The sequence below is a fragment of the Mesorhizobium sp. B3-1-8 genome (assembly GCF_006439495.1).
In the GTDB taxonomy this organism is placed as follows: Bacteria; Pseudomonadota; Alphaproteobacteria; order Rhizobiales; family Rhizobiaceae; genus Mesorhizobium.
The window spans coordinates 98,927-124,658 of the sequence record NZ_VFTK01000005.1 but is presented as its reverse complement, the minus strand read 5'-3'; the positions used below and the strand labels follow the sequence as shown (position 1 = coordinate 124,658).

At 64.1% G+C, this 25,732-nt stretch carries 23 protein-coding genes and 1 pseudogene; 20 read left to right on the top strand and 4 right to left on the bottom strand.

Annotated features, from left to right (window positions below; translation table 11 throughout):
- Positions 1-244 precede the first annotated feature (244 nt).
- Positions 245-2,173 carry an LTA synthase family protein gene (locus FJ424_RS06580; RefSeq protein WP_140651797.1) on the top strand — a complete coding sequence of 643 codons (1,929 nt, stop codon included), beginning with the start codon at positions 245-247 and terminating at the stop codon, positions 2,171-2,173.
- Positions 2,174-2,274: 101 nt separating this feature from the next.
- Here the strand turns inward: FJ424_RS06580 and FJ424_RS06575 are convergent, their stop codons facing one another.
- Positions 2,275-3,447, bottom strand: coding sequence for an NAD(P)/FAD-dependent oxidoreductase (locus tag FJ424_RS06575; protein ID WP_140651796.1), 1,173 nt, complete (start codon positions 3,445-3,447; stop codon positions 2,275-2,277).
- Positions 3,444-4,148, bottom strand: a complete 705-nt coding sequence (locus tag FJ424_RS06570) for a class I SAM-dependent methyltransferase (RefSeq protein WP_140651794.1) — start codon at positions 4,146-4,148, stop codon at positions 3,444-3,446. The genes FJ424_RS06575 and FJ424_RS06570 overlap by 4 nt, the downstream gene beginning before the upstream one ends.
- A 343-nt stretch (positions 4,149-4,491) precedes the next feature.
- On the opposite strand from FJ424_RS06570, the gene FJ424_RS06565 reads away from it, so the two are divergent.
- Genes FJ424_RS06565 through FJ424_RS06545 form a run of 5 tightly spaced genes read left to right on the top strand, consistent with a single transcriptional unit; the run spans position 4,492 to position 9,204 of the window.
- Positions 4,492-5,508: a type III polyketide synthase gene (locus tag FJ424_RS06565; protein WP_246677162.1), complete on the top strand. Its 1,017-nt coding sequence runs from the start codon at positions 4,492-4,494 to the stop codon at positions 5,506-5,508.
- Positions 5,508-6,725: a sulfotransferase gene (locus tag FJ424_RS06560; RefSeq protein WP_140651791.1), complete on the top strand. Its 1,218-nt coding sequence runs from the start codon at positions 5,508-5,510 to the stop codon at positions 6,723-6,725. Before FJ424_RS06565 ends, FJ424_RS06560 begins: the two co-directional genes overlap by 1 nt.
- Positions 6,726-6,731: 6 nt before the next feature.
- The gene (locus tag FJ424_RS06555; RefSeq protein WP_140651789.1) at positions 6,732-7,349 is read left to right on the top strand and encodes an ABC transporter substrate-binding protein; all 618 of its coding nucleotides are present in this window, start codon (positions 6,732-6,734) and stop codon (positions 7,347-7,349) included.
- A gap of 16 nt (positions 7,350-7,365) precedes the next feature.
- Positions 7,366-8,079, top strand: a complete 714-nt coding sequence (locus FJ424_RS06550; protein ID WP_140651787.1) for an ABC transporter ATP-binding protein — start codon at positions 7,366-7,368, stop codon at positions 8,077-8,079.
- 3 nt (positions 8,080-8,082) lie between these two features.
- Positions 8,083-9,204 (top strand): ABC transporter permease, encoded by a 1,122-nt coding sequence (locus FJ424_RS06545; protein WP_140651785.1) that lies wholly within the window; start codon positions 8,083-8,085, stop codon positions 9,202-9,204.
- A gap of 153 nt (positions 9,205-9,357) precedes the next feature.
- Here FJ424_RS06545 and FJ424_RS06540 read toward each other — a convergent pair whose 3' ends face one another.
- Positions 9,358-10,986: a pilus assembly protein gene (locus FJ424_RS06540; protein WP_140651783.1), complete on the bottom strand. Its 1,629-nt coding sequence runs from the start codon at positions 10,984-10,986 to the stop codon at positions 9,358-9,360.
- A gap of 1,026 nt (positions 10,987-12,012) precedes the next feature.
- Between FJ424_RS06540 and rpsF the strand changes: the two genes are divergently transcribed.
- From rpsF to FJ424_RS06470, 13 genes and pseudogenes are all read left to right on the top strand, one after another.
- A complete protein-coding gene (gene rpsF, locus FJ424_RS06535; protein WP_140644474.1) occupies positions 12,013-12,510 on the top strand; it encodes a 30S ribosomal protein S6 in 498 nt (165 codons plus the stop codon).
- Complete coding sequence (gene rpsR, locus FJ424_RS06530) at positions 12,510-12,758, top strand: 30S ribosomal protein S18 (protein WP_006203718.1); 249 nt, start codon at positions 12,510-12,512, stop codon at positions 12,756-12,758. Before rpsF ends, rpsR begins: the two co-directional genes overlap by 1 nt.
- Positions 12,759-12,968: 210 nt before the next feature.
- Positions 12,969-13,553, top strand: coding sequence for a 50S ribosomal protein L9 (gene rplI / locus FJ424_RS06525; RefSeq protein ID WP_140651782.1), 585 nt, complete (start codon positions 12,969-12,971; stop codon positions 13,551-13,553).
- 244 nt (positions 13,554-13,797) lie between these two features.
- Entirely contained in the window at positions 13,798-15,084 is a 1,287-nt protein-coding gene (locus FJ424_RS06520; protein WP_140651780.1) for a cyclopropane-fatty-acyl-phospholipid synthase family protein, read from the top strand.
- A gap of 67 nt (positions 15,085-15,151) precedes the next feature.
- Complete coding sequence (locus FJ424_RS06515) at positions 15,152-15,475, top strand: YnfA family protein (RefSeq protein WP_140651778.1); 324 nt, start codon at positions 15,152-15,154, stop codon at positions 15,473-15,475.
- A 1-nt stretch (position 15,476) separates the two neighbouring features.
- The gene (locus tag FJ424_RS06510) at positions 15,477-16,442 is read left to right on the top strand and encodes a small ribosomal subunit Rsm22 family protein (RefSeq protein WP_140651776.1); all 966 of its coding nucleotides are present in this window, start codon (positions 15,477-15,479) and stop codon (positions 16,440-16,442) included.
- Between the two features lie 292 nt (positions 16,443-16,734).
- Positions 16,735-18,225, top strand: a complete 1,491-nt coding sequence (locus FJ424_RS06505; RefSeq protein WP_140644469.1) for a replicative DNA helicase — start codon at positions 16,735-16,737, stop codon at positions 18,223-18,225.
- Positions 18,226-18,447: 222 nt separating this feature from the next.
- Positions 18,448-19,851 (top strand): DNA repair protein RadA, encoded by a 1,404-nt coding sequence (gene radA, locus FJ424_RS06495; protein WP_140651774.1) that lies wholly within the window; start codon positions 18,448-18,450, stop codon positions 19,849-19,851.
- A 42-nt stretch (positions 19,852-19,893) separates the two neighbouring features.
- A complete protein-coding gene (locus FJ424_RS06490) occupies positions 19,894-20,574 on the top strand; it encodes a CvpA family protein (protein WP_140644467.1) in 681 nt (226 codons plus the stop codon).
- Between the two features lie 100 nt (positions 20,575-20,674).
- Positions 20,675-22,156, top strand: coding sequence for an amidophosphoribosyltransferase (gene purF, locus FJ424_RS06485; protein WP_140644466.1), 1,482 nt, complete (start codon positions 20,675-20,677; stop codon positions 22,154-22,156).
- A 27-nt stretch (positions 22,157-22,183) separates the two neighbouring features.
- Positions 22,184-22,927, top strand: coding sequence for an SDR family NAD(P)-dependent oxidoreductase (locus FJ424_RS06480; RefSeq protein WP_140651772.1), 744 nt, complete (start codon positions 22,184-22,186; stop codon positions 22,925-22,927).
- A 110-nt stretch (positions 22,928-23,037) separates the two neighbouring features.
- Positions 23,038-23,348 (top strand): annotated as a pseudogene (locus tag FJ424_RS06475) (hypothetical protein); the annotation flags it as partial.
- Between the two features lie 135 nt (positions 23,349-23,483).
- Positions 23,484-23,708: a hypothetical protein gene (locus tag FJ424_RS06470; protein ID WP_027165524.1), complete on the top strand. Its 225-nt coding sequence runs from the start codon at positions 23,484-23,486 to the stop codon at positions 23,706-23,708.
- Positions 23,709-23,758: 50 nt separating this feature from the next.
- Here FJ424_RS06470 and FJ424_RS06465 read toward each other — a convergent pair whose 3' ends face one another.
- On the bottom strand, positions 23,759-24,265 hold the full coding sequence (locus FJ424_RS06465) for an OsmC family protein (RefSeq protein ID WP_140651771.1): 507 nt from the start codon (positions 24,263-24,265) through the stop codon (positions 23,759-23,761).
- A gap of 298 nt (positions 24,266-24,563) precedes the next feature.
- Between FJ424_RS06465 and aguA the strand changes: the two genes are divergently transcribed.
- Positions 24,564-25,670, top strand: a complete 1,107-nt coding sequence (gene aguA / locus FJ424_RS06460) for an agmatine deiminase (protein ID WP_140651769.1) — start codon at positions 24,564-24,566, stop codon at positions 25,668-25,670.
- The last annotated feature ends 62 nt before the right edge of the window (positions 25,671-25,732 follow it).

Sequence of the window (25,732 nt, the reverse complement as noted above, 5' to 3'; positions counted from 1 at the left end):
CTCTGGCGCAAGGCGCACAGCCAAGTCAAGCCCGCCGGCGCCTCTTCAGCCAGCATTTCAGCCGGAAAACCCAGCTGACTCCCTGTTCCGAAAGGCTTTTTGGCGATCACACCTGATGAAAACCGCTCACGTTTAGTTTGCTGGCTCTTCTTATTTCCGCCACAGGCGCTAGCTTTGCGTGACATTTCGATGACAGAAGCGTGACGGGCGTGGAAGGCGTGTCGCGTTGGCCGGGGGAAGTAGAGTGGCAAGGATCAGAAAAGGCGCGGCCAAGCCCGTGCCGCAGTTTTTGGAAGACGATCCGTCCACCGGCTACCTGCCGGGACGGGCCTGGCCGACTGTACGCTACGGCCTGACGACGCTTCTCGTCTCCGCCCTCCTCGTATTCGCGATCGAGTTGATCGTGCGCGGCGATTTCTTCGGCACGGTCGATTTCTTCCTGCAGCCGTTCAAGCCGGGCTGGACAACCATAATCGTCTTCGCCCTGGTGCTGGTCGGGCTGGACGCCATACTCGGGCGCAGTCACCAGAGCCTGATGATCGTGGCGCCGCTGACGCTGGCGCTGGCCTTTGTCGGCCACCAGAAATCGCACTATCTCGGCGATCCGCTCTATCCGACGGATTTCCTGTTCGCCCGCCAGATCGTGGCGCTGATGCCGCTTCTGGTGCGCGAGCGGCCGTGGACGGCCGTCATGCTGGCGGTCGGCATCGTCGGCGGGCTAACGCTGCTTGTCTACGGCTGGCGGACCTGGCGCAGGCGGGTGCCGATCCTCAGCCGCAAAGGCCGCCTGGCGCGGCTGGCGCTTGCCGTGCCGCTGCTCGCCTTCTTCGTCTCGATCATGGACTATGCCACCTTCTCGTGGACGCGCGACCGGCTGCAGATCATCCCGATCATGTGGGACCAGAAGGAAAACTACGCCTCCAACGGCTTTGCGCTGGCTTTCGCGATGAACGTGCCGATGGCGCATGTCTCGGCGCCGCCCGGCTACACCGAAAAGGCGATGGCCGCGATCCAGCGCCCCGGCGTCGCCGCTTCGGTGCCGGACGAGAAGCCGGATATCGTGGTGGTGATGAGCGAATCCTTCTGGGATCCGACGCAGTTGCCCGGCGTCACCATCAAGCCCGACCCGATCCCGACAGTGCGCGCCTTGCGCTCCGGCTCGATGTTCTCGCCTGAGTTCGGCGGCATGACCGCCAACATCGAGTTCGAGGCGCTGACCGGCTTTTCCAACGCCTTCCTGCCGGCTGGCTCGATCCCCTATCAGCAATATGTGCGCACCCCGACCCCGTCGCTGGCGACCTTCCTGAAGAGCGAAGGTTACTATGCGCGTGCCATCCATCCTGGCACCAACTGGTTTTGGAACCGCGGCGCGGTCTATGCTGATTTCGGCTTCAAGGACTTCAAGTCTGAAGAGACGCTGCCGCCGATGGAAAAGCGCGGCCCGCTTGCCTCCGACGCGGCAATGACCGACGAGATCATCCGCGAGGCCGATGCCAGCGACGACCCGGTGTTCTTTTTTGCGGTCAGCCTGCAGAACCATGGGCCTTACGAGCCTTACCGCTACAGCAACCCGACGCATTCGGTCGATGCGCCGATCAGCTCCTGGGCGCGAGAATCGCTGCTCTCCTATGCCGAAGGCTCGGCCGACGCCGACCATGGCCTTAAGCGCCTCATCGACTGGGCGAAGGCGCGCCAGCGGCCGACGATCATCGCCTTCTTCGGCGACCATCTGCCGCCGCTGGGACCGGTCTATGTCGAGACGGGCTATCTCAAGGACAATGTCGCGCCGCGCAGGGAACCTAACGCCGGCGCCGCGATCGAGCATCACGACACGCCGCTGGTGATCTGGTCGAACCGCTCCGGTCCGGTGCAGAACCTGGGCTCGGTAAGCCCGGCCTTCCTGCCCTACCATATCCTGACCACCGCAGGCATCACCCACCCCTATTACACCGGTTTCCTCGGCGCGCTGCGCGAACACTACCGGGTGGTCGACCGCAACCTGCTCCTGTCGCCCTCGGGCGAAGCCACCCCGGACTGGGCGAGGCAGAAGCAGATCGACCCGAAGATCAACGATTTCCGGCTCATCCAATACGACATGATGTTCGGTAAGCGCCGCTCGGCGCCCGACTTCTTCCCCGAAACGGTGGACAAGCTCGTCGCGCATACGAGCTGAGGCGAAGGCGGTCAAAGCTGATCACAGCCATCCCGGCCATTGGCGGGAAGCGATGCTCCAATTCCGGAGCCTCGGAAGGTTTCGTCGCCGCAATCTGGACGTCAAAAGCCTGGAACGGGCTGGGTCTTTCCACTCAGTCGCGCGCCAATCGTCAAAGCCGCCGGAAAACTCTTGATCACGGCGCGCATGGCCGTCGCGCCACCTGGCCCAAGCGCTATCCGGGCAATCAAGGCCGCGGCCCGCAGACGCGTCGAGAATTGCCGACGCCATTCGCGTTCGTAGCGATGACCGGCGGCGTCGCGGCCCTCGTGACCTTTGCCCGATGCGATCAGTTCTCGCGCAAGCAGCCAGCCCGATTGCAGCGCCATCGAAATCCCCTCGGCGATGACGGGATGCGACTCACCTGCGATGTTGCCGACGCGGAAGATGCCCTGATCGTAGCCAGCCCGGATACCGGGATGAATCGGTCCCGCAGCCAGCCAGGGGCCATCCAATTCGGCACCAGCCAGCACAGTTGCTACGCCTCGGCACGAGGCCAGGACATGGCGCGATACTGCATCCGCCGCCGCAAGATTTCCAAAGCGCTGGCGAAGCCCGGCTAGAACATCGCGGCGGATGCAACAGGAGATTGAAACCCGGCCATGGTCCGCCGTCACCATCCCACCATATCCGCCTGGGAATACGAGCAGCGGCATCAAGTCGGGCGCCAGCGCGGCGCCGGTAAAATGCGCCTTGAACCCGAAAAGGTCGGAAGGTTGGCTCGTTCTTTCAAGCTGGCTCGGTAGTTTCCCGCTTTCCCAGGATCCGTGCGCGGCAATGATGACAGGTGCGCTGAGGACCTTCTGTTGCCGGCCCGACTCCACAGTCACAAATTGCAAGTCATCGCGCCGACGAACAGCGACCGCCTTGCAAGGCTGGAGAATTTCGACGCCCGCACGTTCGGCGGCCTGTAGCAGGATGGTGTCCAAACGATCGCGGCCGAGCGCGCGGCCAAGACCCGTCATGGCGGTCGGCATTCGGGCCTGCGCAGAGACATCGCCCGAAAAGAACCCGACCCGACGTATTTCGGGCCCGGCTTCCGCGCGCCAGCTCTCGCCAACGCCCAACTGATCGAGCAAGGCAAGGCTGGTGCCTGACATAAACTCGCCGCAGACCTTTCGGCGAGGAAACAGCACCTTCTCCACCATTGCCACCGACCAACCCCGTTGGGCGAGCGCAATGGCGGTGGAGCTGCCGGCAGGGCCGGCGCCGATGACAATTGCGTCGTGCATCATTTCGTGTCGGGCATGCTGGCACCGACAAAACCTTGCGTGAACAGGCCTCTGCGGCCCTCCATCACAGGCGTTCCACCTGACAGTTGCCACAATTGTGAAAGTTCCGTGCCGCGAAAACCGGCGCGGACACTTTGCGCCGCATCGTTCAGCGTTACTGCGCAGGCGCCGATCAATCGCAGGAACCGTGTCGCCACAAGTGGCCCCTTGGCTCTCAATGGCTCCGTCGCGACGAGTATCGGGGCCATCGTCATGATCCGAGAAAATAGCTCCAGCAGGCGCATGTCATCGAAGTGATGGAGGACAAGGTTGGCGCAAACAAGGTCGAAGGGCCTGTCCTGTGTCCAATCGAACAGATCTGCAGTTACGGGTTGCGCCCGCCAACCCAATTCAGCGAAAGAGTTGCGCAAGTCCTCGCCTATCAGGCCGATCCTGTCGACCATGACGATCTCGACGTCGGGCCAATAGCGCGCCATCAGCCGCGCCACCGTCAGCATGAACTTTCCGTCGCCGGCGCCTATTTCGAGGATGCGCAGCGGTGGCTTTTGCACGTTCGCTCGCATCAGCGATGCCATGATCCTGGCCTGGAACATCAATGCATTGATGCGGACGAGGTCGCGACGGGATGCAATCGCACGGGGGTCATCGGCCGGGAGGCCGTCAAGGAGTTCTGGCTCTAGATGCCGGATGTTTATGTCGGTCATGCGCTGGATCGGAAATCTAGGGCCTCAGCGGGGCAATCCGGCAATAGAATTCGGTCGTACCTTCATGGCCGCGCGCACTGTTCATCGCGGAACTCGCATGTGAACTCAACCCGGATGACGAAGCGAAGGTCGGTCCCTTATGCAAGATCGGAGGCTGATATCACAGTTTGCTAATGAGAAATATCGGCGCCGCGCAATAAAATGCCCTATGCAGGCGTTTACCTTATGAACGCTTCCCCAATACGCAGACCTCTTATGAGACCCGATTGGGCTCATTCTCGGAGCTATCTTGTCCCCACAAGCGTATCTGAATGGCATTGCCACGTGTGTCCCCGAACACGACGTGCATCAATTCTTCCTCGGCTATGGAGCCTCGCTGCTTGAAAACGATCCACAAGGCCTTGCGCTCTTCGAGCGGATGGTCGCTCTGGCCGGGATCGAACATCGCTATTCCTGCTTTGCGCCTGCCGACGATCCGCACGGCGGGGCAATAGACCGCGACGGCACCTCGGTCAAAGGCTCGTTCGCCAGCACCGCAATCCGTATGCGGATGTACGAAGCCGCCGCGCCGGAGCTCGCGCAAAAGGCCGTCGACAAACTTCTGGCCAACGACGACCGCTCGCTGATCACGCATTTGATCGTGACAAGTTGCACCGGCTTTTCAGCGCCTGGCATCGACCTGGAGCTGGTGCAGCGATGCGGCCTGTCGACGTCGGTCGAGCGTACCATCGTCGGCTTCATGGGATGCCATGCCGCCATCAATGCCTTGAAGCTTTCACGCCACATCGTGCGCTCGGATCCGAGCGCACGCGTGCTGGTCGTCAACATCGAATTGTGCACGCTGCATTTCAAGGAAGCCACGAAGCTCGAGAAACTGATCTCGTTCTGCCTATGGGGCGACGGTTGCGCGGCCTCGCTGGTGACGGCCGAACCGCATGGCATCCTGCTCGAAAGCTTCCACGCCATCGTGGCGGCGGAGCGCAAGGAGCTGATGAGCTGGCACATCCGCGACGACGGGTTCGACATGGTGCTGTCCGGCCAGGTTCCCGGCGCCGTCCGGGAGACGCTGCGCAACGAGCATCCGGCCATCCTCGGCGGCAGGCCCGCCAAGGAGATCGATTTGTGGGCGGTGCATCCTGGCGGCCGCTCGGTGCTCGACGCAGTCGAGCGGGCGCTCAAACTGGAGCCGACCGCGCTAGCAGCATCGCGCGAAGTGCTTCGGCGATACGGCAACATGTCGTCAGCAACCGTGATGTTCGTGATGGCCGAAATGCTGAAGGAGCCGTCGGGCCTGCTCGGCTGCGGCATGGCGTTCGGGCCCGGATTGACGACAGAGACCATGATGTTCCGGACTGCCTGATGAAGTCGAACACTGTCCGGCACCGCGTCCGTGCTTTCGCAGCCCGCTGGCTGGTGCCCTACTTGCCGTATCCGCACTTCATGTGCGTGGCGCCGCTTGACGCCGTATTGCGGGTCTTATGGCGCGCGGAAGGCCAGTTCCCTCCCGCTTATTGGCCACGCCTGGTGCTCCTGCTCCTGCTTTCCGGCATCAACACGATCGCCTCCCTGCCGGAGCGCCTGATCCTTGCAGCATGGCTGCGGCTGCGGCCTCCCCGGATGGAGCGGGACAACGCGCCCGTGTTCGTCCTTGGTTACTTCCGATCCGGGACGACGTTTTTGCAGAACCTGCTGGCAGCAGACCCAAGTTTGAGATCGCCGAGCTGGCCGCAGGTTCTGGCGCCTCAGACATTCGTCCTTGGCTGGGCTTTCCTGCGCACCCTTTTCGTGCCCTTGCTGCCGTTGACGCGCCTCGACGCGGTCGTGCCGGTGGGCGCCAGGCTGCCGGCGGAGGACGACTTCGCATTGAACAATCTGGGTGGGATGTCGATCCTGGCTGGACGCGCCGTGCTTCCCCGCCGGCAAGCCTTCTTCAATCGATATCACGATCTCGACGCGCTTTCGGCGGACGAGCTGAGCCGCTGGCGCTCACATCAATTCGCATTCGTCCAGAAGCTCACTCTCGTCGCAGGCGGGCGGCGACTTCTGCTCAAGTCGCCGAGCCATACGGCCCGCGTCCGCACCCTGCTGGAACTGTTCCCGGGTGCCAAGTTTGTCCACATCTCCCGTTCGCCGGAAGCGGTGTTCCGGTCCAACCTTGTTCTGACGCGCGAGTTGCAGCGTGCATTCGCCCTGCAGTCGCCGCTGCCCGAGGACGAGCAGGAGGAGATCATCACGCGCGATTATCTCGCGACGGAGATGCACTATCTGGCAGATAGAGCCCGGATTCCAGCCGCCGACTTCGCAGAGGTGCGGCTACAGGATCTCATTGCCGACCCGATGGGCGAGATGAAACGGATCTACCGCGAACTGGACCTGCCATTTTCCCGCGGCTGCGAGGAGCGCATGCTGCAAGTCGCCGCGGCATTTGGCAAACAGCTGCGCAACCGCCATCCCGACCTGACGGAAGGGCAGAAAGCGCGCGTAGCCCGCCTCGAAGCGCTCGCTTCCAGCTTCGGGGATGCGCCTGCGCTGGCTCGCGAGACGCTCAATATTGACAGTCAACCGCGCATTGGGTGACATGGGATGATGACAGCAGGCCTATGGTCGCAGACAAGCTGGGCAGCTTTGGCGCGGCTGCTGGTTGTCCCTTTGTTGCTCGCCATCTGCGCCCCACCGCTTTCGGCATCTGCCGATGAGCAGAGCGATGCGGCCAAGCTGGTTGAGACCGTGCGCCAGGCGGCGATTGTGCTTGGGCACGGTGGACCCGCCAAGGCGCAGCTGCGTTCGATCTCCGCTGCCTTCGACGGAAAGGGGATCGCCCAAGCCGTGCTCGGGGCGCATTGGCGCAGCGCCAGTGCGGACGACCGCGCCGCCGTGGTCGATGCGCTGCTTTATGCCATCGCCCACAGGCTGGCCGACAAGCTCGAGCGGACGCAGGACAAGAGTTTCACCGTGCTCGGCACAAAGGCTCTGGCCAACGGCGACATCCTCGTGCGTAGCGAATTCCGCCGGCCGCTCCACGGCCCGACCTCCGTGGACTGGCGTGTGCGCCACTGCCGCGGACAATTGTGCATCGGCGATGTCTTTGTCGACGGCGGCTCGGTGACCGTGCAGCAGCGGGATCGCATTGGCCAGCTGCTCGCCGGCAATGGCGGCTCGATCCCCGCGCTTGTCGCCGATCTCAGGAAAGGCCGAGTATGACTCCTCGCCGGTGCTCATGTCCGCCCTCGTCGAATTGAGCAATGTCGGCCGCGACTTCGACGGCGGCCGCATTGTCGCCGTTGAGGATGTGTCGCTGGCGATCGGGACCGACGAGACCGTCGCAATTGTCGGCCGCAGTGGCAGCGGCAAGTCCACAATCCTGAACCTTATCTGCGGGCTCGACCGGCCGACCCGCGGCGAAGTCCGGTTCGAAGGACGGGCCATCAATGGAAGGGCTGCCTGGGCAGCCGTCCGGGCCAGCAGGATCGGTATCGTTTTCCAGAATTTCTCCCTGCTCCAGTCCTTGTCGGCGCGCGAGAACATCGAGGTGGCGCTGTTGGGAAACCTCGGCGGAGCGCGGCAGCGCAGCGTTCGCGCGCTGGAACTGCTGGCGCATTTCGGTCTTGCCGATCGCGCTACGCTACGGCCGGCCGAGCTTTCCGGCGGCGAACGCCAGCGGCTTGCAATTGCGCGGGCGCTTGGCAACCGTCCGAAGCTTCTCCTTGCGGACGAGCCGACAGGAAGCCTCGACGTGCAGACGGGCCAATCGGTCATGGGCATCATCGGCGATGCGCATCGCGAATTCGGGACCGCAGTGATCGTGGTGACCCATGACGAGGACGTGGCCGCATTGTGCGGCCGGCGCGTCGAGATCTCGGATGGACGCATCCGTTCGGACAGCCGAATGGCGGCGATGTCGGCGCCTGCGCCGGCTTCGCGGATCCGCTAAGCCATGACAGAGCTGACACTTCCCCTGCGCGGTCTTATTGCGCGTCCGCTTCGCACCCTGCTCACGGTGCTCGGCATCGCTTTGGCGGTCGCCGGGTTTGTCGCACTTACCGGCCTGACCGCCGGCGTCCAGCGATCGTTTGCGTCGGGAATCGATGAGAACGGCGCGGACCTGGTGGTAAGCCAGCGCAGCTCGTTCAACCTGGTGAGCAGCACCGTGCCCAAGTCGCTAGGCCCGGCGCTTTCCGCTGTGCCTGACGTCGAGGCCGTGTCGGGCGTTCTCCTCAACATCACCACCGCCGACGAGGACGCGAATATCGTGATGGCCGGCTGGCCGAGCGGCAGCTTCCTATGGAAAGGCGTGCCCCTCGTGGCGGGGCGAATCCCGGCGCCGGGGGACCAGTGGCCGGTGGTCCTTGGCCAATCCATTGCCAGCGCATTGGGCAAGCGGATCGGCGAAACCGTCGAGCTGCAGTTCCAGCCCTATCAGATCGTCGGCATCGCGTCATTCTCGTCCATGCTGAACCAGAACAGCGCCATCGTTCCGCTCGAAGGGCTGCAGCAACTCCTGTCGCGGGAGGATGTGTTCACTCTGTTCGAGGTGAGATTGAAGCGCCCGCTCGACAACAACGACATCGCTGTTGCCCGCACCCGGCTTATCGCAGCCGCACCGGGGTTCGAGGTGGGCGACACCGAGCAGTTTGCCAACAGCATTCGCGTCTTCGATCTGCTTCAGGCGATTGCCCGGACAATTTCGCTGGTTGTCATGACGATGGCCTCTGTCGCCGTTGCCAACACACTTCTGATGGCCGTGAACGAACGGACGTTCGAGATTGGGGTTCTCGCAGCACTGGGCTGGTCACCGGGGCGGATTCTTCGGCTCATTCTCATCGAAGGCGTTTTCATGAGCGCAGCCGGCGGCGTCATCGGCATTATTCTCGGCGCCCTTGCCATGGAATTGGCGGCGAAGACAAAGTTCGCGGCGGGCCTGATCGTCCCTTATTTTTCAGGCTGGTCGATCGCGCAGGCGCTGATCTTCGTCTTCATCGCCGGGCCGCTCGGCGCGCTCTACCCTGCCTGGCGCGCCACGCGCCTTCTCCCCGCTGAAGCGCTCCGCAGGATCTGACGCGACTTGCCTTGTCGGCCGGGAGGGCGTTCCGGTGCCGATGGCGCCGGCAAAAGCATTGACCTGTGCGGCGGAGGTCTGGCTCTGTTCGCCGGACGGGCGCACAGAAGCGATCGGTATACGAGCGTTCCCGTGCGGCGGCGCCAACCCTCGTCAGTTGGTGAGCTGCAGCCTGGAGAACTTGTTGGCGATGGTCTGGAAGACGTTGGGCAGCTTGGCCGGGTCCTCGACGGCGTAATAGTCGCTCGGGTCGGAAGCGCAGGCGCTGTAGAGCGAACGATTGGCCGCCGTGTCGGCCTGCAGCACCATGGTGTAGATCTGCACGCCCTGGTTCTTCAGCTGTGTGCAGACATCCTTGGTCCAGCCGTCGACATTGCGCGCCGCCGCCGTCTGGTTGCTCGAACCGAAACGGCCGCTGGCGAGGTAGCCATAGGAAGTGTAGTCCGATTTCTGCGGCGTGTTCGATGCGCCGTAGACGACGTTCTCGCCATCGGTCAGAAGCATCACCACCTTTGTGACGCCCGCCGTCTTATAGGGGGCGGCGGCGGTGTAGGGTGGCTGCGGCGACAGCACCCGCTGGCCCCAGCTCAAGCCCTCCGACACGTTGGTGCCGGAGCCGTTCCATTCGCTCATCTGGCTCGCTGCCTGGCGAAGCTTGTCGAAGTCGTCGGTCAGCGGAATGATCGGCGTCGGGCAGGCGCGGTTCGGGCCGATGGTGATCGGATTGCCGGCCTCGGTGATTTCCTTGCCGGTCGAGGCGACGTATTTGGCGATCGTCGTCAAATCCGCGTTGAGCAGCGCGTTGAGCACGCCCGTCAGCAGCCCGCTCAGATCTATGCCCAGTATGTTCTGGTTCAGCTTGGTCTTATCGATAGTGTCGTTGAGATAGGAATTGTTGTAGCCGGTCGACGAATTGCCATATGAGGCCGAGGGCTTCCTGGCGACGTCCGGGTCGTCCGGCGCGAAATAGGGCACGAACAACGTATCGGGCTTCGACGGGTCCGGCGGCGTATCGGAAATGTTCAAGGCGCCGGGCCGCGCCTCGACGCAGCCCTTCCAGCCCGTATTGTTCCAGCCGCCCGTCTGTCCGAGCTGCTTGAACAGCGCCATATGGTTCGGTCGCTTGCCGCCGATGACCGGAAAGTTGACGCCGTTGGTGGGCGACTTGCCGTCCATATCGATCCAGGACGGATCGAATTCGGGGCCGTTGACGTCGACGGCGGTGACGAAGGGCACCAGCGAGGCCCGCACGGACCGGGTCGGCGATTTGACCGCCTCGAGATAATCGAGCAGCGACTTGGTCGCCGTCCGGAGCGCGGCGATACGCGCGCCGGCCATCGAGCCGGTGTTGTCGAGCACCAGCACCACTTCGAGCTGATTGTTCGATTCGACCGCCGAAGCGTCGACGCTGATATGCTTTTCGGCGCCAAACAGGAACGCGAAGTTGAGATTGACGTCGGCCGAGGCCGTGGCCCTGGTCTTGACGAAGTTGACGCCCCTGTCGACGGTGAGCGTGGCCTTGGCGTTGGAGAGTTCACCGTGGCTGGCGACATTGGCCTGGAAATAGCTGTTGAAGGCATCATTGCGTGTCGTCTCGGCGTCGCCGAGATGCGAAGAGGCGAGGTTCGCGGCGTCCAGCGCGTTCTGCAGATTGCTTTTTGCCCGCATCAGGGTGGAGACATCGGTGGCAAACGCCACCGCGCCCAGCATGGCCGGCACGCCCACCGCCAGCATCAACGAGAAATTGCCGCGCCTTGAGCGCCAAAACTGCCTGAGAAGCATTCCCTACCCCTGGAATTGCTCGATTTTCCGCCGCCTTGCGGCCCGCGTGCCTCTCATGCGCCTTTCATGATAAACGGGTGGTTACAACCCGTTACAACCTTATGGGGGTGGTTAAAGTTCGATTACTGGAAAATCGATAAAATCGGGCAACGGCCGGCGTCTTCCGAAACTGCGGCACCTTCTCCAGCCATGCAGGGAACTCCCGACTTTGGCCAGTGCCTCAGTCTGAAATTCAACCCGTCGCTCGCGGTGCAAAGAAGCACGTCCATCTCATTCGATATCTGCCTACGCGAAATGTCGGGTAGAGATTTTCGCAGATATGATACTGGTCATCAGGCGCTGCCTGCACGCGGTTCCATGGAATGAACCACTCGCCTGTAGGCGGATCGTTCCGAGAGTAAGGCTCGGGTTGCTTGACGTAATAGCCCTGTCTGGCAGATCTGACATCGCTTGATGCGATAGGACGGCAATCATGATCGTCGCAGCATTTGAGATTAAGAACAGGATCAGTCTTGCCCGAATACCAGCTATGAGCGTTGGCGTCGCCCACCAAGATAAGACATATAAAGGCGATACGCCGTTGCAGCCGCCCCATGGATTTCAGACCCTCACATTTTGCCTATAGCATATTATGGATGGCTAATATTTGTACTGAGGTCGCATCGATAGGCGCATAGGTCCGATCGGCTGCCGTCACTCGGCAACTCGCTTTTGCAGGACCGCGCGTTCCCGGCTTCGGCAACGGCCCCCGCTTAAGGTTGAGGCACTACGTGGCCTTGCCTTCGCTGGAAATTGCTGTATAGACCCCCGCAATCTGCCGGTCCTTGCTGGGGGCTGAACGGAGGGCCGTGGCCTTCGAAGGTCGCGACACGAAGCCAGAAGGGCTTCCAGCCTCCCGTGTCTCCGCTCTCGACCGTCTCGTGATGCTCCTTTCTTCCCCGCTCTTTCGCGACCGGGTCAGACAAGTTGCAGAGGCTTAGCCGCGAGGGCCGGTGTGAGAGAAACGAAGAAAGGCACTAAAACATAATGGCTCTTTACGAACATGTGTTTCTTGCCCGGCAGGACCTGTCGCAGCAGCAGGTTGACGCGCTTGTCGAACAGTACAAGGGCGTCATCACGGCGAATGGCGGATCGGTCGGCCGGATCGAGAACTGGGGACTGAAGTCCCTCACCTACCGGGTCAAGAAGAACCGGAAGGCTTACTACACGCTGATGGACATCACCTGCCCGCCGGCCGCGCTCAACGAAATGGAGCGCCAGATGGGCCTGTCGGAAGACGTCCTTCGCTTCCTCACCATCAAGGTGGAAGCGCATGAGGAAGGCGTCTCGGCGATGATGCAGAAGCGCGAAGAGCGCTCCGAGCGCGGCGGCTTCGGCGACCGCGACCGTGGCGATCGCGGCCCGCGTTCCTTCGGCGACCGCGACCGCGGCGACCGTGGTCCGCGTTCGTTCGGAGACCGCGATGGCGGTGGCGATCGTGGTCCGCGCCGTCCGCGCGAAGGCTTTGAAGGAGCTGCAGAATAATGGTCGACATCAACCAGATCCCGACCCGGCGTCCGTTCCATCGCCGCCGCAAGACCTGCCCGTTCTCCGGCGCCAACGCTCCGAAGATCGACTACAAGGACGTGCGTCTCCTGCAGCGCTACATTTCCGAGCGCGGCAAGATCGTGCCCTCGCGCATCACCGCCGTCAGCCAGAAGAAGCAGCGCGAGCTCGCCAAGGCGATCAAGCGCGCCCGCTTCCTCGGCCTGCTGCCCTACGTGGTTCGCTGATATTTCGAGCGGGCGGTTAGCCGCCCGCTCTTTTCACCGGCGCGACGGGCGTGTCGGATTGAGCATCAAATCCCGAGTTGGGGCCAATTGCCTCTAACTGCCCAGACAGGCAGGACAGCGACAAGAGCGGCTATGCCGCACCAAGCTTCCTGACCTGTTCCAGATCATTGCGCCAGTCTTTCGGCCGGCGCCAACCGAAGGAACGAAACCATGGAAGTCATTCTCCTCGAGCGCATTTCCCGCCTCGGCCAGATGGGCGAGACCGTCAAGGTCAAGGACGGGTTCGCCCGCAATTTCCTGCTGCCGCAGGGCAAGGCGCTGCGCGCCAACGAAGCCAACAAGAAGAAGTTCGAGGGCCAGCGCGCCCAGCTCGAAGCCCGCAACCTGGAGCGTAAGTCGGAAGCCACGCAGGTCGCCGAGAAGCTCGACGGCAAGAGCTTCATCGTCGTGCGCTCGGCCGGCGAGACCGGCCAGCTCTACGGCTCGGTGTCGACGCGCGACATCGCCGATCTGCTGATCGCCGAAGGCTTCACCGTCAACCGCAACCAGATCGAGCTCAACCAGCCGATCAAGACCATCGGCCTCTCCAATGTGGCGATCGCGCTGCATCCGGAAGTCGAGGTCACGGTGACCCTCAACGTCGCCCGTTCGGCCGACGAGGCGGAGCGCCAGTCCAAGGGCGAGATGCTGACCACAGCCGAAGCCATCTATGGCGACGACATCAACGACAACGCCCGGCCGGAGAATTTCTTCGACCCGAACGCCGAATTCGAAGGCGGCGAAGAGAACGCCTGATTTTCGGGCTCTGACCGGCACATCCTCCGAAGCGTCGCTTCGGTTCGCAGGCGTCCAGGATTTCTGGACCAACGCCCGGGTCTCCGACCCGGGCTTTTTTGTGCCAAAAGGAACTTTTCGACACCCTATATCTTGTGCACATTACAGCGTGGCGCGTCGATTGGACGCGGGCGACGCGCTGAGGCATTTCGATCTGGCATTCCAGTCCGATTACCGGGTGATCCGACTGAGGGGACATTTGGTCATGAATATCCTGTTGAAACACGTTCTCGAACGCCTGGTTCGGGTCGGCGACCTCAAGGTGACCGGCCCAAAGGGCACGACGCACAAATTCGGCGACGGCAGCGGCGAGCCGGTGCATATCCATATCAAGACCATGCATGCCGAGCGCGCCATCACCTTCGATCCGATGCTGGCGGTGCCCGAAGCCTATATGGACGGCGAGCTGGATGTTCCCGAGGGCGGCGTTCTCGGGCTGATGCGCATCGCTTTCCAGAATATGGGCTCGAGCGGCATCGACGTGTCGTGGTCAAAGGCGATCGAGGGGCTGCGCCACGCCTTCCGGCGGCTGCAGCAGATCAATACGGCAACACGCTCGCGCCGCAACGTGCAGCGCCATTACGATCTCTCCGGCGAGCTCTACAAGCTCTTCCTCGACGAGGACATGCAATATTCCTGCGCCTATTTCGAGCAGCCGGACATGACGCTGGACGAAGCGCAGGCCGCCAAGAAACGCCATATCGCCGCCAAGCTCCGGCTCAAGGCAGGCCAGACCGTGCTCGACATCGGCTCCGGCTGGGGCGGCCTCGGCCTCTATCTCGCCAAAGCTTTCGACGTCGACGTGCAGGGCGTCACGCTGTCCACCGAACAGCATGGTGTCGCCACCGACCGCGCCCACGCGCTGGGTCTCCAGGACCGGGTGCATTTCGAGCTCAAAGACTACCGCGCGCTGAACGAACGCTTCGACCGCATCGTCTCGGTCGGCATGTTCGAGCATGTCGGCGTCAACCACTACCGCACCTTCTTCGACAAGGCCTCAACGCTGCTCAAGCCGGACGGGGTGATGCTGCTGCACACGATCGGCCGTTCCGGCGTGCCGTGGGCGACCAGCGCCTTCGTCCGCAAATACATCTTCCCAGGCGGCTACATCCCGGCGATGTCGGAGGTGATGCCGGCGATCGAGAAGTCGGGCCTCGTCGTCACCGACATCGAAATCCTGCGGCTGCACTATGCCGACACGCTCAAGCACTGGGGCGAGCGCTTCGCCGCCAACCGCGACAAGGCCAAGGCGATCTATGACGAACGCTTCTGCCGCATGTGGGAGTTCTATCTCGCCGCCTCCGAAGCCGCCTTCCGCTGGCAGGACCTGGTGATCTTCCAGTTCCAGCTCGCCAAGGTGAACGACACGCTGCCGGTGACGCGCGACTACATGGCCAAATGCGAGAAAGCCCTGGAGCTGCGCGATATCGGGCACAAGGAGCCGGCGGCGCCGGCGCCCTCCAAGCCGACCCGCCGCAAGAAGGTGGAATAGACACGCATTGCCGCTTGCCATTGCGGCCTGACGCCATGAAAAAGGTCTCGTTCGCGAGACCTTTTTCATGACCTATCTCATCTACATCGCAGCCGCGCTTGCCGAAATCGCCGGCTGCTTTTCCTTCTGGGCGTGGTGGCGGCTGGAAAAGTCGGCGCTCTGGCTTCTCCCCGGCCTCGCCTCGCTGGCGCTGTTCGCCTTGCTGCTGTCGCTGGCCGACACGGACGCGGCGGGCCGCGCCTACGCCGCCTATGGCGGCATCTACATTGCCGCTTCGCTCGGCTGGCTGTGGCTGGTCGAAGGCGTGCGTCCCGACCGCTGGGATCTGGCCGGCGCTGCGCTCTGCATCGCCGGGGCCTCGGTCATCCTGCTCGCGCCGCGGGGAACCTGAGATGGAACTGCCCGCCCCGCTCCGCCAAGGCGTCGACGGCTTGCTCGAGAAGGTGCCGCTGCCGGCGCTGAAGCAGGCCGCCAAGACGCTGTCGGATCGCTACCGCGCCGAGTTGCGCGACGGCCGCCTGCATATGGGCGAGGAGATGGCGGTCAAGGCCTATCTGGCGACTCGGCTGCCCGCCACCTATGCCGCCGTGCGCGCCAGCCTCGAGGCGTTGAGCGAGGCCCGCCCCGACTTTCGGCCGGCGAGCCTGCTCGACATTGGCGCCGGACCTGGCACCATGCTTTGGGCCACGACTGACGCCTGGCCTGAACTGGAACGGGCGGTGCTGGTCGAGGCAAGCGCTGCCGTGCGCAAGGTCGGCCAGTCGCTCGCGGAAGGCGCAATTACCGCCCGCACCGAATGGGTCGCCGGCGACGCCACCATCGATCTTGACGGCATCATGCCCGCCGATCTCGTCAGCGCCGCCTATGTGCTGGACGAGATCGTGCCTTTATCGCTGCCGAAGCTCATCGACCGCCTCTGGCGGCTCACGGCCGACACGCTCATCCTCGTCGAGCCCGGCACGCCCGCCGGCTGGCGGCGCATCCTTGCGGCACGGCAACAGCTGATCGAGGCGGGAGCGCACCTGCTGGCGCCCTGCCCGCATGCGGTGCCCTGCCCGCTCACGCCGCCCGACTGGTGCCATTTCGCACGCCGCGTCGCGCGTTCGCGCCTGCATCGTCTCGTCAAGGAAGCCGAGGTGCCTTGGGAAGACGAGAAGTTCATTTACCTCGCCGCTTCCCGGCAGCCGGCGCCGGCGCGCGCCGCACGGCTGATCGCGCCGCCTAAAGGCGGCTCCGGCAAGGTGGTGCTGAAACTGTGCCGGCCTGACGGCAGCGCCGGCGAGCGCCTGTTCAGCAAGCGCGACGGCGATGCCTTCAAGGCGGCGCGGCGGGCTGACTGGGGCGACACGCTGGACTGAGCTGCGTAGGCCGACGGCACCGCGTCGTCGAACCACTGAACGCCTGGCAGGCGCGCCCCCATGCGATCTTGCTCGATCAAATTGTTCTTGCTTTGTTCGGCAACCGCCGATAGGAATCACGGCTTGCCGAGTCAAATGGAATCGGGCCGCCGGAATACTGTCCTGTGGATGGTTTGCTGATCCTGTGAACATTGGGCATCAAGCTGGTTGGACCGAGGAGTGTTGCAGAAAGGTCAGCACCGAATCTTCCCGTTCTGGTATCGAGGAAAGCGGGATCGAAATCGGGGATATCATGGCAGAGGCGGCACTGAAATTCGGCGCGGCGGAAACGCCGCTTTATCGCGAGGCACCGAACAACATCGAGGCCGAGCAGGCGCTGCTCGGCGCCATCCTGGTCAACAACGACGCGTTCTACCGCGTCTCGGATTTCCTGAAGCCGGCGCATTTCCATGAGCCGCTGCACCGCCGCATCTTCGAGGTTGCGGCCGAGCTCATCCGCATGGGCAAGATCGCGACGCCGATCACGTTGAAGACCTTCCTGCCGGCCGACGAGAAGGTCGGCGACATGACGGTGGCGCAATATGTCGTGCGGCTTGCTGTCGAGGCCGTCACCGTCGTCAACGCCACCGACTATGGCCGCGCCATCTACGACCTCGCGACGCGCCGCGCGCTGATCACCGTCGGCGAGGACATGGTCAACATCGCCTATGACGCGCCGGTCGACATGTCGCCCTCCGACCAGATCGAGGACGCCGAGCGACGGCTGTTCGAACTCGCCGAGACCGGCCGCTATGACGGCGGCTTCGAAAGCTTCAACGACGCGGTCAAGACCGCCGTCGACATGGCCAACGCCGCCTATATGCGCGACGGCCATCTGTCGGGCATCGCCACCGGCCTGCGCGACCTCGATCGCCGCATGGGCGGCCTGCAGCCCTCCGACCTGATCGTGCTCGCCGGACGTCCGGGCATGGGCAAGACCTCCCTGGCCACCAACATCGCCTTCAACATCGCCGAGGCTTACGTTCCGGCGCAGCAGGCCGATGGCAGCTTCAAGGCCGCCAATGGCGGCGTCGTCGGCTTCTTCTCGCTCGAAATGTCGTCGGAGCAGCTCGCCACCCGCATCATCTCCGAGCAGACCGAGATCTCGTCGTCAAAAATCCGCCGCGGCGAGATCACCGAGATGGATTTCGAGAAGCTCGTCGCCTGCTCGCAGACGATGCAGAAGATCCCGCTGTTCATCGACCAGACCGGCGGTATCTCGATCGCGCAGCTTTCCGCCCGCGCACGGCGCCTGAAGCGCCAGCGCGGCCTCGACCTCATCGTCATCGATTATATCCAGCTGATGCAGGGTTCCTCCGCCCGCGCCTCGCAGAACCGCGTGCAGGAAATCACCGAGATCACCACGGGCCTGAAGGCTTTGGCCAAAGAGCTCGGCGTGCCGATCATCGCGCTGTCGCAGCTGTCGCGTCAGGTGGAAAGCCGCGACGACAAGCGCCCGCAGCTGTCGGACCTGCGCGAATCCGGCTCCATCGAGCAGGACGCCGACGTGGTGCTGTTCGTCTATCGCGAGGAATATTACCTCAAGAACCGCGAACCGAAGATCGGCACCGAGGAATACGTCAAGTGGGAAAACGAGATGAACGAGGCGCGCGGCAAGGCCGAGTGCATCGTTGCCAAGCAGCGCCACGGACCGACCGGCACCGTCAGCCTCGCCTTCCACGGCGAGTTCACGCGGTTCTCGGATCTGGCCGAGGAGCATCATCTGCCGGAGAGGTTTGAGTAGGTTTTTGACTCACCGTCGCGCTCTGTCACACCCCCCTCTGTCCTGCCGGACATCTCCCCCGCAAGGGGGGAGATTGACCGTCGCCACGACTTTCGCCAATCGCCGACGTTGCAAGAAGAATGCCGGCGGCCAAGCTGCTGATCTCCCCCCCTGCGGGGGAGATGGCCGGCAGGCCAGAGGGGGGTGTGAAGGAACGCCGACCTTCGGCGGTTGGCGCCCCTAATGGCCAAGTCCCGCGTCCAGTTCATCTGCCAGAATTGCGGCTCGGTGCATCAGCGCTGGGCCGGAAAATGCGATGCCTGCGGCGAGTGGAACACGTTGGTCGAGGAAGGCACGTCCGGCGGCATCGGCTCGGGGCCGGCCAACACGCGCAACGCCCGCAAGGGCCGCGCGGTGGTGCTGACCAGCCTGTCGGGCGACATCGAGGACGCGCCGCGCATCGTTTCCGGCATCGGCGAGCTCGACCGCGCGACCGGCGGCGGCTTCGTGCGCGGCTCGGCGCTTCTGGTCGGCGGCGATCCCGGCATCGGCAAGTCGACGCTCTTGACGCAGGCGGCCGCGGCACTTGCCTCGAAGGGCCATCGCATCGTCTATGTCTCGGGCGAGGAAGCGGTCGCGCAGATCAGGCTGCGAGCGCAACGCCTCGGCGTCGCCTCGACGCCGGTCGAGCTTGCCGCCGAAACCAATGTCGAGGACATCCTCGCCACCATCGCCGACGGCAAGCGGCCGGACCTCGTCATCCTCGATTCGATCCAGACGCTGTGGACGGACCTTGCCGATTCGGCGCCGGGCACCGTCACCCAGGTGCGCGCCGCCGCCCAGGCGATGATCCGCTACGCGAAATCCACAGGCGCGGCGATCGTGCTCGTCGGCCATGTCACCAAGGAAGGCCAGATCGCCGGCCCTCGCGTCGTCGAGCACATGGTCGACGGCGTGCTCTATTTCGAGGGCGAGGGCAATCATCACTTCCGCATCCTGCGCACGGTGAAGAACCGTTTCGGGCCGACCGACGAGATCGGCGTGTTCGAAATGTCGGACAAGGGCCTGCGCGAGGTCTCCAATCCATCCGAGCTGTTTCTAGGCGAACGCCACTCGAAATCGCCGGGCGCCGCGGTTTTCGCCGGCATGGAGGGCACCAGGCCGGTGCTGGTCGAGATCCAGGCGCTGGTCGCGCCCTCGTCGCTCGGCACGCCGCGCCGCGCCGTTGTCGGCTGGGACGGCGCGCGGCTGTCAATGGTGCTCGCGGTGCTCGAGGCGCATTGCGGCGTCCGCTTCGGCCAGCACGACGTCTACCTCAACGTCGCCGGCGGCTACCGGATCTCGGAACCGGCGGCCGATCTCGCGGTCGCCGCCGCACTGGTTTCATCGCTCACCGGTCTTGCCCTTCCCGCCGATTGCGTCTATTTCGGCGAAATCAGCCTATCGGGCGCGGTGAGGCCGGTTGCGCATGCGCAGCAGCGCCTCAAGGAAGCCGAAAAGCTGGGCTTTGGAAGCGCGGTGCTGCCACTCGGCAGCGAGGAACTTGCCGGGGGGATCGGGGCCGGCGCGTTTCAGCCCACCGAGCTTGCCGACCTTGTGGCGCGCATAGCCGGCTCACGGCGCGGCCGTGCCGACGACGCGGAGTGATGCGGCTCGTCGGGCCGTAAGACAGGAAGTGGGGCGAGAACCATGCCGATTACGCTGCTTGACGGAATCCTCGTCGGCTTCACCCTGGTCTCAGCGATGCTCGCCATGGTGCGCGGCTTCTCCCGCGAAGTGCTCTCCGTGGTTTCCTGGGCGGCGGCGGCGGCCGCGGCGTTCTTCTTTTACAAGCCTGTCCTGCCCTATGTTCAGCCCTATGTCGACAACGACAAGATCGCGATGGCGGCTTCGGCGGGCGTCGTCTTCCTCATCGCGCTGATCGTCGTCTCCGTCATCACGATGAAGCTCGCCGACTGGATCATCGATTCGCGCATCGGCGCGCTCGACCGCACCCTCGGCTTCCTCTACGGCGCGGCGCGCGGCATCCTGGTGGTCGCGGTGGCGCTGCTGTTCTTCAACTGGCTGGCCGGCGCCAAGGCGCCCGCCTGGATCGCCAACGCCAAGTCGCGGCCGCTGCTCGAGACGATCGGCGCCAAGCTCGAAAGCGTGCTGCCGGAAAACACCGAGGAACTGGTCAACAAATACACGCATAAGGGCACGCCGCAGGCCGGCGCGCCGGCCACTGGCGACCAGCCCGCCGCAGAACCGCCGGCGGCCGGTGACGACAACGCGCCGGCGCCCGACGACAGCGAAGGGGATGCCCCGGCCGACAACGAGCCGGCCAGCCCCGCGCCAGCCCCTGCCCCGGCTCCGGCGCCGGCAAACTGATCGCGAGCCGGCCTGTGCCGGTTGTGAATGCGAGAAAGCGTGCGTTGCGTTCGGCGAGCGATCGCCTTATATGGCGGCTTTAGCGGAGCTTGAGCACCAGATGGCAGACTCAACGGCAGATAGAGGCAAAGTCCTTTCCGCCGAGGCCGACGACCATTTCCACGACGAATGCGGCGTGTTCGGCATCTTCGGCCGGCAGGACGCGGCAGCCATCGTCACACTCGGGCTGCACGCCCTGCAGCACCGCGGCCAGGAAGCCGCCGGCATCGTCTCCTATGACGGCACGCAGTTCCATGTCGAACGCCATGTCGGCCTGATCGGCGATACCTTCACCAAACAGCGCGTCATCGACAGCCTGCAAGGCAACCGCGCCATCGGCCACACGCGCTACGCCACCACGGGCGGCGCCGGCCTGCGCAACATCCAGCCCTTCTTCGCCGAGCTTGCCGATGGCGGCTTTGCCGTCGCCCATAACGGCAATCTGACCAACGCCATGACCGTGCAGCGCGCGCTGCAGAAGCAAGGCGCTATCTTCTCCTCGACCTCCGACACCGAGACGCTGCTGCATCTGGTCGCCACCAGCAAGGAGCGCGACCTCAACTCGCGCTTCATCGATGCGGTGCGGCAGGTCGAAGGCGCCTTCTCGCTGGTGGCGATGACCGCCAAGAAGATGATCGGCTGCCGCGATCCGCTCGGTATCCGGCCGCTGGTGCTGGGCGACCTCGACGGCGCCTGGATCCTCGCCTCCGAAACCTGCGCGCTCGACATCATCGGCGCCCGCTTCGTGCGCGACATCAAGCCGGGCGAAATGGTGGTCATCACCGCCAAGGGCATCGAGAGCCTGTTCCCGTTCGAGCCGCAGAAGACCCGCTTCTGCATCTTCGAATATGTCTATTTCGCGCGGCCGGACTCCTCGGTCGAAGGCCGCAATGTCTACGAAGTGCGCAAGCGCATCGGGGCGGAACTGGCGCAGGAAAACCCGGTCGAGGCCGACATCGTCGTGCCGGTGCCGGATTCCGGCACGCCGGCCGCGATCGGCTTTTCCCAGGCCGCGGGCATTCCCTTCGAGCTCGGCATCATCCGCAACCATTATGTCGGGCGCACTTTCATCCAGCCGGGCGATTCCATCCGCCACATGGGCGTGAAGCTGAAGCACAACGCCAACCGCCGCATGATCGAGGGCAAGCGGGTGGTGCTCGTCGACGATTCCATCGTGCGCGGCACCACCAGCCAGAAGATCGTGCAGATGGTGCGCGATGCCGGCGCCAGGGAAGTGCATATGCGCATCGCCTCGCCGCCGACCAGCGCGTCCTGCTTTTATGGCGTCGACACGCCGGAGAAGTCGAAGCTCTTGGCATCGCGCATGTCGGTCGAGGAGATGGCCGAGTTCATCCGCGTCGATTCGCTCGGCTTCCTCTCGATCGACGGGCTCTACCGCGCCGTCGGCGAGGCCGGCCGCGACAATGAGCAACCGCAATTCTGCGACGCCTGCTTCACCGGACAATACCCCACCCGCCTGCTCGACTTCGAAGGCCACGACAATGTGCGCACGCTGTCGCTGCTGGCGAATAGCGGGGCGTAGGCCGCATCACCTTACGGAATTGCCTGCATGACCCTCGACCTTTCCGGCCGCGTCGCGGTCGTAACCGGCGCCTCGCGCGGCATCGGCTATTTCATCGCCAGGGAACTGGCGGCAGCCGGCGCGCATGTGATCGCGGTGGCGCGCACGGTCGGCGGGCTGGAAGAGCTGGACGACCAGATCAAGGCCGATGGCCGCGGCCAGGCGACGCTGGTGCCGCTCGATCTTGCCGACATGGCCGGCATCGACCGTCTGGGCGGCGCCATCCACGAGCGCTGGGGCATGCTGGACATCCTGGTTGCCAATGCCGGCGTGCTTGGCGTGATCTCGCCGATCGGCCATGTCGAAGCCAAGACCTTCGAGAAGGTGATGACCATCAACGTCACCTCGACCTGGCGGCTGATCCGTTCGGTCGATCCGCTGCTCAGGCTCTCCGATGCCGGCCGCGCCATCATTCTCTCCTCCAACACGGCGCATTCGGCGCGCGCCTTCTGGGCGCCCTATGCGGCTTCCAAGGCGGCGGTCGAGACGATGATGCGTTCCTGGGCGCACGAGACCGAGACCCTGGCGCTGCGGGTGAACGCCGCCGATCCGGGCGCGACCCGGACCGCGATGCGCGCGCAGGCCATGCCCGGCGAAGACCCGGAGACGCTGCCGCATCCGTCCGAGATCGCCAGGCGCATCGTGCCGCTGGCAAGCCCGGAACTGAAGGAAACCGGGCTGATCTTCCAGGCCAAGCACAACCGCTTCGTCGCCTACCGTCAGCCGGAATAACCTTGAGTGTTAGGCGGATGAAATAGCGCCGCGGCTACGTTCTTCGAATGTAGGACATTCGAAGCCGGAGGGCCGACATGCGCGGACTTCTTCTCGTTGCCGCCACCGCCGGCATCACCAAGCAGACGGCGCTGACTGAATAGGGCGAGACGATCAACGGCTGCGGCGACACGCCGAACCGCCACGACATGTTGACCGGCTCCAAGCCAGACGGCGCCAGGATCGCCGACCAGACCTGCGGCAACTGGACGATGAGCGCCAGGGCGCCGCCATGATGGGCCATCACGATCGCACCGGGCTCGACGATTCGGCGGCGGCGAAGTCGTGGAATTCCTCGCGCGCCTCGCGCGGCGGCTGCAGCCAGGAGGCGCTCAAGGGCACCGGTGGCGACGGGCTGTTCTACGGCTTCGCGGTCGAGTGAGCCGGGTCGCGACCCTCTATTCACGGGTCTGTGACCGGGGCGGCGAAAGCGTGTGCCGCCGCCCCGCTTTCGCCGCCCCAAGGGAGTTGCTAGGATCGGTCCGACTCCGACATTTCAGCAAAGCGAGGAATTCCCATGGCTGCTACTCCCAGCGTAGCGTTGGTCTGGTATCTGGTGATTGCCGGCCCGCAAGGCGGCATGGTGGTGCTGCCCAGCACCTTCGACACCCGCGAACAGTGCACCAACGCCGTCACCGAATATCAGAAGCAGCCGACGCCTCAGGGCTGGGCCGTGCAATGCGTGCCGAGCGCCTCGCCTTTCACCGATGAAGGGGATGCGGAGACGCCGTCGGCTCAGTAGCGCGAGGCGTCGGCGCTGCTGATCTCCTCCCTTGGGCGAGATCAGCTGTGTCAACGCCCTGCGCTCACACTCAACACCGGCTTGTTGTTGATCGTCTGGAACACCACGCAATAGCGCTCGGTGAGCTTCATGAGCGAATCGATGCGCTCCTGCGGCTCGTCGGTGTCGAGATCGAATTTCAGTCTTATCTCGCGAAAACCGACCGGCGCGTCGCGGGCGACGCCGAGCGTGCCGCGGAAATCGAGGTCGCCCTCGGCCTCGACTGTGGCGTTGCCGAGCTTGAACTCCAGCGCTGTCGCCACAGCTTTCAGCGTCACGCCGGCGCACGCGACCAGCGCTTCCAGAAGCATGTCGCCCGAGCATAGCTCGAGGCCCGAGCCGCCGGTGGCCGGATGAAGCCCGGCGACAGCGAGCGCCCTGCCCGTCTCCACCTTGCAGGCGATCGACTGGTCGTCGAGCGTTCCGCGCGCCTTGAGCGTGATCAGCGCCTTGGCGGCGTCGTCGCGATAGGCTTCCTTCAGCGGAGCCTGCATGGCCTTGAGTGCGGTCGCGTCCATTGCCTGTCCTTTTCGTCGACTTGTTGCTGCATCGGCATTCGCCGTCCGATCGAGATTTGCCCCGATCGATCGGCAAGGCAATGCATTTATCCCGCCGCCGTTCCGGCCCGGGGTCTTCGCCATTGCAGGAAACGGCGGGCGGCCTTGCTTGCTTGGTCCGTGGCAATCCGCGAAAACACCCCCTCTGCTGGACTTGTTCCAGCCGGCATCCGGGTATCCCAAATGGGACATTGACGGACGACGCCCCGAAAAAGTCTGATCCGGGCGAGTGTCGTCCGCCATTTTCCGGTGCCCCCACATGCCACGTACCCTTTCGACGAAGCCGAAACAGGACGGATTTCGCGCGCCCGGCGAGTTCGAGCCCAAATCGGGGTGTTGGCTGATCTGGCCGGAGCGGCCGGACACCTGGCGCCTCGGCGCCAAGCCGGCGCAGAAGCTGTTTGCCAATGTAGCAGCGGCGATCGCGCAAAGCGAGCCGGTGACGGTGGCGGCATCCAGCCGGCAGTGGCAGAACGCCAGGACCCGGTTGCCGGAGCATGTGCGCGTGGTGGAGATGTCCACCAACGATTCCTGGCTGCGCGACAGCGGCCCGAATTTTGTCGTCAACGATCAAGGCTCCGTGCGCGGCGTCGATTGGACCTTCAACGCCTATGGCGGTTTCGACGGCGGGCTCTACGCGCCATGGGACCTGGACGACCTGGCGGCGCAAAAGGTGCTCGAAATCGAGAGAATGGATCGTTATCGCGCGCCGCTGATCGCCGAGGGCGGAGGCCTGCAATGCGACGGACAGGGCACGCTCATCACGACGGAGCAATGCCTGCTCAATCGAAATCGCAACGCCCATCTCGGCAAGGCCGAGGTGGAACGGCAACTGGGCGACTATCTCGGCGTCGACACCATCATCTGGCTGCCCCGCGGCTTTGCCTTCGACGAGACGGACGGCCATGTGGACGATGTCTGCTGCTTCGTGCGCCCCGGCGTGGTCGCGTTGAGCTGGACCGACAATCGCGACGATCCGCAATATGAGATCGTGCGGGAAGCCGAGGAAGTGCTGCGCTCGGCCCGCGACGCGCGTGGCCATGCCCTCGAGGTGCATCGTCTGCCTCATCCCATGCCGATCGAGATGACGCCGGAAGAAAGCGAGAGCCTGGATCGGCTCGATTCGACCTGGGCGCGACCGGCTGGCAACCGGATCGCGGCGAGCTACATCAACTACTATCCGGGCAACAGCGTCGTGGTCGTGCCAGAGTTCGGCTCCGGCCTCGATGTGAAGGCAAAGGCAAAGCTGGCCGAGCTGTTCCCCGACCACAGAATAGTCGGCATCGAGAACTCCCGCGAGATTTTGCTGGGTGGCGGCAATGTCGCCTGCATCACCTTGCCGGTCTATGCCCCACAACGACGTTGAGCGAAGGCGAACGCCGGCTAACCGGCCGCGAAACGGAACTGAGGGCTGAGCGATCCATCGGT